Consider the following 6,877-nt stretch of genomic DNA (forward strand, 5'->3'; position numbering starts at 1 on the left):
GAGCCTAGCCGGGGGCCTGGGTCGGCGCGTCCTGGTCGGCGTCCCCCGGTCAGCGCCGAGCCGTCGTCAGCGCTCCTCGCCCAGCGCGCGGCGCAGCTCGTTCGCGCTGGCGTTCCCGCCCGTGCAGACCACGCCGACGCGACGGCCGGCGAACCGCCCGGGAGTCGCGAGGACGGCGGCGAGGGCCGCCGCGCCCGCGCCCTCGGCGACGGTGCGTGCTCCGGTGAGGTAGAGACGCTGGGCGGCGGCGATCTGGTCGTCGGTGACGAGCACGAAGTCGGCCAGGTGCTCGCGCATGATCGCCTGCGTGACCTCGAACCCGCACCCGACGGCGAGTCCTTCCGCACGGGTGGTGTTCGCCCGTTCGGCGAGGGTCCCGGTGTGCCACGAGTCATGGGCCGCGGGCGAGGCGGCGGACTGCACGGCGATCACCTCGGTGCCCGGCACCACCGCGGCGGCCACGAGACTCGCCGCGGCGGCACCCGACCCGCCGCCGACGGGTACGACCAGCACGTCCAGGCCCGGCGCCTGCTGGAACAGCTCCAGGTACAGCGTGCCGACGCCCGCGATGATGTCCGGCTCGTTCGCCGCACCCACGAGGCGCGCACCGGAGTCCCGTGCGAGGGCCGTCGCCTGGGCCCGGGCGTCGTCGAAGGTGGCGCCGTGCAGCAGGACGTCGGCGCCCAGGTCGAGCACCGCGCGCAGCTTCAGGGGGTTGGGGTCGTCGGGCATGACGATGGTGCAGGAGGTGCCGGTCAGGCGTGCGGCGTAGGCCACGCCCTGCGCGTGGTTGCCCGTGGAGTACGCGACGACGCCGCGGGCGCGCTCGGCGTCGGACATCCCCAGGAGCAGGTTGCTCGCGCCGCGGGCCTTGAAGGCGCCGGTGCGCTGCTGGTTCTCGTGCTTGACCACGAGGGTGGCGCCGGTCGCACGGTCGAGCTCGGGGTACTCCCCCACGGGCGTGCGGACCACCGTGCCGTCGAGGCGCGCCTGGGCGGCCAGCACGTCGGCGATCGTGGGCAGCGCGGGGGCGATCGTCGCGGGGTACGTCATGGAACCAGCGTGACCCGACCATAACCCATAGGTCCAATACCTGTTACGAAGACTTTCGATCGATGCTGCCTATCTTTCTAGGTTAGCCTGGAGGCATGACCGCAGAGCTTGACCTCACCCGGCTGCGCGTCCTGGCGGCGGTGGCCCGCACCGGCTCCGTGACGGCCGCGGCCAAGGAGCTGCACTACGCACAGCCGTCCGTGAGCCACCACCTGTCCCGCCTGGAGGCCGACGCCGGCATCCCGCTGCTCCAGCGCCACGGGCGCGGCGTCCGGCTGACCGAGGCCGGACGCCTGCTCGCCAACCGCGCCGAGGAGATCCTCGGGCGCGTGGAGGGAGCGCGCCGCGAGCTCGACGCCCTCGCCGGCCTGCGCGCCGGGCGCGCGCGGCTCGCCGCCTTCCCGTCCGCCCTGGCCACCGTCGTGCCCGACGCCGTGGCCCGGCTCGTGCAGGAACACCCGGGCCTGTCCGTGGGCCTGGTGGAGCACGAGCCGCCCGACGCCGTGGCCGCGCTCCAGTCGGGCGCCGTCGACGTGGCGCTCGTGTTCGAGCACGTCGACGTGCGCCACGCCCGGACCATGGACGACCTGTCCCGCTTCGAGTCCACGACGATCCTGGACGACCCGGTCAACCTCGTGACCGCCGCCGACCTGGACGCCGCACCGGGACCCGGTCACGTGCCCGACCTGCGCTCCCTTGACGACGAGGAGTGGATCGCGGGGTGCGAACGCTGCCGGGCCGACCTGGTCGCGCGCTGCGCCGCCGTCGGGTTCGCCCCGCGGATCGCGTTCGAGACCGACGACTACGTCGCCGTCCAGGCGCTGGTCGCCGCGGGCGCGGGCGTGAGCCTGCTGCCCGGCCTGACCCTGCGCGCGCACCGGCACCCGGGCATCGCGACGGCACCGCTGCCGGGTGCGCTCCGCCGCGTCATGGCCCTCACGGTGGGGCCGCCCGCACCGCCCGCCGAGGCGCTGATTCGGCAGCTCGTCGCCGCAGGCGCTAACGTCCCCGTGTGACCACGGCCACCTCGCCGAGCCCCGCGCCGCCCCGTCCGCCGGACCCACCCCGCCCGCGGGCCTGAGCGCGGACCCGGCACCATGCTCCTCGTCTCCACGTTCTTCTACTCCGCCGCCGCTGCCGTGGCCGCATTCCTCGCGCTCGAGGGATACCTGGCCATCGCGGCGGCGGACCAGACGTACCCGAGCACCGTGCTCGCCGCCGTCGCGGCCGTGGGCCAGGTCGCCGGCAAGCTGCTCTGGTACTGGGCCGGAGCGGGGACCACCCGGCTCCCCTGGCTGCGGCGCAAGCTCGAGTCGCCCAAGGTCGCGGCCACGATGTCCCGCTGGCGCGACCGGACCGACGGCCGCCCCGTCTACACCGGCCTGGTGCTGCTCGCCTCCGCGTTCGCCGGCGTACCGCCGTTCATGGTGATGTCCGTGGTCGCGGGCGTGCTGCGCGTGCGGATCTGGCTGTTCGTGAGCACGGGGCTGATCGGCCGGTTCCTCCGGTTCTGGCTCGTGCTGGAGGCCGCCGACTACGCGTGGTTCCTGCTCTGACCGTGTTCATGCACGGGACTCCTGCGCGGTGTTCCTGCGCGGTGTTCCTGCGCGGCGTTCCTGCGCGGCGTTCCTGCACAGCGTCGGCGGTCAGAGGTCGGTCGCTCCGTCCAGGGCCTCCCGCAGCAGGTCGGCGTGCCCCGCGTGCCGGGAGTACTCCTCGACCATGTGCACCAGGATCCAGCGCAACGAGATGCGGCCGCGCCGCCCCGGACGCACCGTGAGCCGGTCGAGCGCGGGCTCCTGCCGTGCCGCCGACTCGGCGAGGACCTGGTCCAGGATCCGCTCGGACGCCGCGACGGCGTCGCGGAACCCCGCGGCGAGCTCTTCCGGTGTCTCGGCAAGCGCGCTGTTCCAGTCCCAGTCCCGGTCCGCGGACCAGTCCACGGTGTCCCACGGCGGGGTGGGCTCGTTGCCGAGCAGGCGCACCGAGAACCAGACGTCCTCGACGTAGGCCAGGTGCTTGAGCATCCCGGCCAGCGTCATCGTCGACGGCGGGTGCGGGGTGCGGAGCTGCTCCACCGACAGCCCCTCGCACTGGCGCAGGATCGTCGCGCGGTAGTAGTTCACGAACGCCCGCAGCATCGTCACCTCGTCGGCGGCGAGCGGCAGGTCGGGCCGGGGGACAGCGCTGGTCTCGGGTGCGGTGCTCATGGCGCGACGGTACCCGGGGCCACCGACATCCCGGCGCCGACCGTCCCCAGCGCCAGGACGTGCTGGCTCATGTCGGTCACGCCGGGCGTCGTCGACAGGGCGCGGGCGATCGTCAGCGCCGCCTCGACGAGCGCCGGCGTGCCCGGGTCGTCCAGCGCGACACGCTCCAGCGCACCGCCGGCCGGCCCCTCGACACCGTGCACCACGACGTCGAGCAGACCCGCCTCCGCCGCCTCCGCGGCGAGCTCGGCCGCGTCGTGGAAGTGGGCGGCCGGGAACGGCATGTCCGCCGGCGCCTCGCCTCGTTCGAGCGCACCCCGCCAGACCGACGCGTCGAACGCCTCGTACCCCCCGCCGACCAGAGCCCCCAGCCGCGTGATCCCTGCGGCCACGACCGTCCCGCCCGGCCGGGTCACCCGCACCGCCTCGCGCAGCGCGCGCAACCGGTCCGCCCGCCCGGCGAGGTGGTAGAGCGGACCGAGCAGGAGGACGGCGTCGAAGGCGTCGTCCTCCAGCCCCACCTCCGCCAGATCGCGCGCGTCGCCGACGCGCGCCTCGAACGTGCCGTGCTCAGCCGCGCGCGCCACCTGTGCGGGCACCGGGTCCACCAGCACCACGTCGTAGCCGTCGGCGGCCAGCGGCGCGGCGTGCACCCCGGTGGCACCGCCGACGTCGAGCACCCGCGCCCCGGGCGCGAGCCGCTCCCGGACGAGCTCCTGGGTCCTGGTGTGCTCCACGGGACCCTGCGCCGACAGCACGGTGAGGCGGGCGTGCTCGTCCCAGCCCGTCCGGCCCGAGTAGTACTCCTGCACGCGCTCGTCCAGCCGCCCCTGGTCCGGCGCGGTGCGCGCCACGTCCCGCTCCGCCGCCTCGCTCCCGTGCTCCATGGCGCGACGGTAACGACGTCCGTCGGGGAGCCGCCAGGTGATTCCCGGAGCGCCGCCGTGTTTCCGGCAGGAAAACCTTTGCTCTTTCACCCGAGCCGAATCGTTACGTGTCCGGAACGCCTCTTTTGCTCGGAGTGTGACCATGGCAACATGCGCAGGGTGCACCTGATCCGAGAGTTCGCACCTGACGCCTACGAGTTCGCGCTGTCGTCCTGGTCGTGGATAGGGATCGGGGACAAGACCCCGCGCTTCGCCTCCTGCTTCGGCGACATGTTCCTCGAGTCGCTCGACGGGTGGTGGTTCCTCGACACGGTCGAGGGCACGCTGGAACGCCGCTGGAACACCCTGGACGCGATGTTCGCCGAGCTCGAGGAGCCCGACGGCCGCGCCGAGTACCTCCTCGAGGAGACCCTGAGCACCGCGCTCGCGCAGGGCCTGCGCCTCGGCGACGACGAGGTCTTCGCCTTCCTCCCGCCGCCCGCGGTGACGGGCACGATGTCCGTCGACTCCCTGGCGCCGCTGCGGTTCGCCATCGCCGCCAACCTCGCCGGCCGCATCCACGGCGAGCTCAACGGGGTGCAGCCCGACGCCGGCGCGTCGGCCCTCTTCGCGGCGCAGAACGTGGCCCGTCAGCACGAGGCCGCGCCCGCGTTCGACACCCCGAACCCCGCCACCGACCGGTGGGAGCCGGCCGCCCAGCAGGTGAACACCGGGGCGTACCCGGTCTACCAGCCGGCCCGCGAGCCGGGGTACGTCGGTGCGCACCAGTCTCCGGCCGCCGCCGCGCGGACCCCGGCCTACGGCGGTCACGCAGCGCCCGTCCCGGACGGGTACACGGCCGGGTACCCAGCCGGGGCCTACGGCGCCGGGTCGGGCGGCCACGACTACCTCGACGGTTCGCACACTGTCGACTCCGGCCAGTTCAGCCAGTACATCGCCGACCAGTACAACACCGGCCAGGTCACCGCCGTCGACCACGCGCCCGCGCCGGTACCGCCGCAGCGGTACCAGGGCGGGCGCTGGTCGTTCGCCTGACCGCGGTCTATCCGTCGCCCCGCTCGTCCAGCCCGGCCACCGCGGCCAGCACGAGCACCGTCCCGACGACGCCGCCCGGCCCGAGCCGCTCCCCCAGCACCACCGCCGCCGCGACCGCGGCCGTGACCGGCTCCAGCAACGTCGCGATCACCGCCGCGCCGCTGCGCGTGGTGCGCAGCCCGGCGTAGAACAACCCGTAGGCCAGCGCCATCGTGAAGACGCCGAGGTAGCCGAGCGTGACGAGCGCCGTCGGGTCACCGGTCAGGAAGGGGCCGCCTCCCGCAAGCGCGACCGGCACGAGCCCGACGGCGCCCGCCGTCGTCGCCACGGTCGTGAACGCGAGCGGGTCCGCGCCGCCGGAGGCGAGCACGGTGCTGCCGAGCGTCGTCGTCAGCGCATAGACGGATCCTGACGCCGCGGCGAGCAGCAGGCCGAGCACCGGCCGGGTGCCGCCGGCGCCCGAACCCGACGCCGCGCTCACCAGCACGAGCCCTGCCAGGGCCGCGCCGACGACCAGCGTCAGTCGCACCGTGCCGTGGGTGACCGCGCGGTGGCGCGCACGGACCACGTCCACGACGGCGAGCAGGACCGGCGCCACGCCGAGGCTGACGACCGTGGCGACCGTGACGCCGGCGGTCGCCACCGATCCGAAGTAGAGCGCCTGGTAGGCGCCCGTCCCGAGCCCGACGGCGACGGCGCGCGCCGGGTGGGCGCGCACCAGCGCCGCGAGGTGCGGCCCCTTGCGCAGGACGAGCGATGCCGCCAGCAGGACCACCGCGGCGACGAGCATGCGGTGCGCGCTGACCGTGAGGACGGACATCGGCGAACGGTCACGAAGGACCTCCAGGGCGAGGCCGCCCGTGCCCCACAGGATGCCGGCGAGGCAGACGAAGACCAGCCCTGTTCGAGTGGATGACATGTGTGCTCCAGGCCGGGCCGCAGCCCGGCGCGTTCCGAAGGATCTCCCGGGTCTTCCGGGAGCGGGGAACAGTCACGGAGCACGCCAGGACGCCGGCCCGCCGGGCCGGTCGTGGTGCCGCTCCGGTCAGACGACCGGGGGCGGGAGAACGGAGCGCTTCGGAGTCACGGCGGTGATGCTAGCAGCGGGGATCGGGCCCGTCCGACGGTTGTCCACAGATTTGGATCTGGTGATGCGACGACCCGGTATCGAACATATATTCGACGCATGGGAACAGTTTGATAGTTCTAAGGGCGGTAGGGGGTCGGGGTATGGGCGGGCAGGTGAGCACGGGGGTGGAGCGTCCTACGGGCCTGGAACGCACGCTGGAACGCGTCCTGGAACGTGTGCTGGAGCAGATGCTGGGGCAGATGTTGGGGCAGGCGCTGACCGGGCCGTCGGTGACGGCGGGCCCGGCACGGACAGCGGTACCACTGTTGAGCTGGGGCGGGATGACAGCCAGGTACACGAGCACCGCTCCCGCGGCCCTGGTCGCATGGCCCTCCCAGCACCGGGCCGCCAGGACAGGCACCGAGCCCGCCGCCCTGACCGAAGAACCGACAGATGCCGAGCCGACAGATGATGGGCCGGAGAGCGCCAGGCCGGAGGGCACCGAGCCCGCCGCATTGACCGAAGAGCTGGTGGGTGCGGGGTTGGTGGGTGTGCTGGAGCGGGTCGAGGTCGCTGACCTGGACGACGCCCTCCTGCTGGACGTCGCGGCCCGGTGGCAACAG

The 6,877-nt window shown here is 74.0% G+C and carries 8 protein-coding genes; 4 read left to right on the forward strand and 4 right to left on the reverse strand.

The annotated features are described in order from the left end of the window. Positions 1–66: 66 nt before the first annotated feature. Positions 67–1,053, reverse strand: coding sequence for a threonine/serine dehydratase (locus ACIG47_RS07950; RefSeq protein ID WP_397430341.1), 987 nt, complete (start codon positions 1,051–1,053; stop codon positions 67–69). A gap of 95 nt (positions 1,054–1,148) precedes the next feature. Between ACIG47_RS07950 and ACIG47_RS07955 the strand changes: the two genes are divergently transcribed. Beyond that, entirely contained in the window at positions 1,149–2,069 is a 921-nt protein-coding gene (locus tag ACIG47_RS07955; protein ID WP_397430342.1) for a LysR family transcriptional regulator, read from the forward strand. Positions 2,070–2,150: 81 nt separating this feature from the next. Beyond that, on the forward strand, positions 2,151–2,609 hold the full coding sequence (locus ACIG47_RS07960; protein ID WP_397417531.1) for a VTT domain-containing protein: 459 nt from the start codon (positions 2,151–2,153) through the stop codon (positions 2,607–2,609). A 90-nt stretch (positions 2,610–2,699) separates the two neighbouring features. Here the strand turns inward: ACIG47_RS07960 and ACIG47_RS07965 are convergent, their stop codons facing one another. Next, positions 2,700–3,263 carry a DinB family protein gene (locus tag ACIG47_RS07965; protein WP_397430343.1) on the reverse strand — a complete coding sequence of 188 codons (564 nt, stop codon included), beginning with the start codon at positions 3,261–3,263 and terminating at the stop codon, positions 2,700–2,702. Then, positions 3,260–4,150, reverse strand: coding sequence for a class I SAM-dependent methyltransferase (locus ACIG47_RS07970; protein ID WP_397430344.1), 891 nt, complete (start codon positions 4,148–4,150; stop codon positions 3,260–3,262). Before ACIG47_RS07970 ends, ACIG47_RS07965 begins: the two co-directional genes overlap by 4 nt. A gap of 150 nt (positions 4,151–4,300) precedes the next feature. Here ACIG47_RS07970 and ACIG47_RS07975 point away from each other — a divergent pair, with 150 nt between their 5' ends. After that, positions 4,301–5,185: a hypothetical protein gene (locus ACIG47_RS07975; RefSeq protein ID WP_397430345.1), complete on the forward strand. Its 885-nt coding sequence runs from the start codon at positions 4,301–4,303 to the stop codon at positions 5,183–5,185. A 7-nt stretch (positions 5,186–5,192) separates the two neighbouring features. Here ACIG47_RS07975 and ACIG47_RS07980 read toward each other — a convergent pair whose 3' ends face one another. After that, entirely contained in the window at positions 5,193–6,104 is a 912-nt protein-coding gene (locus ACIG47_RS07980; RefSeq protein ID WP_397430346.1) for a DMT family transporter, read from the reverse strand. A gap of 323 nt (positions 6,105–6,427) precedes the next feature. Here ACIG47_RS07980 and ACIG47_RS07985 point away from each other — a divergent pair. Further along, positions 6,428–6,877 (forward strand): hypothetical protein (locus ACIG47_RS07985; RefSeq protein ID WP_397430347.1); only part of this gene is annotated, 450 nt, incomplete at its 3' end.

The sequence above is a fragment of the Promicromonospora sp. NPDC052451 genome, assembly GCF_044547525.1.
Taxonomy (GTDB): domain Bacteria; phylum Actinomycetota; class Actinomycetes; order Actinomycetales; family Cellulomonadaceae; genus Promicromonospora.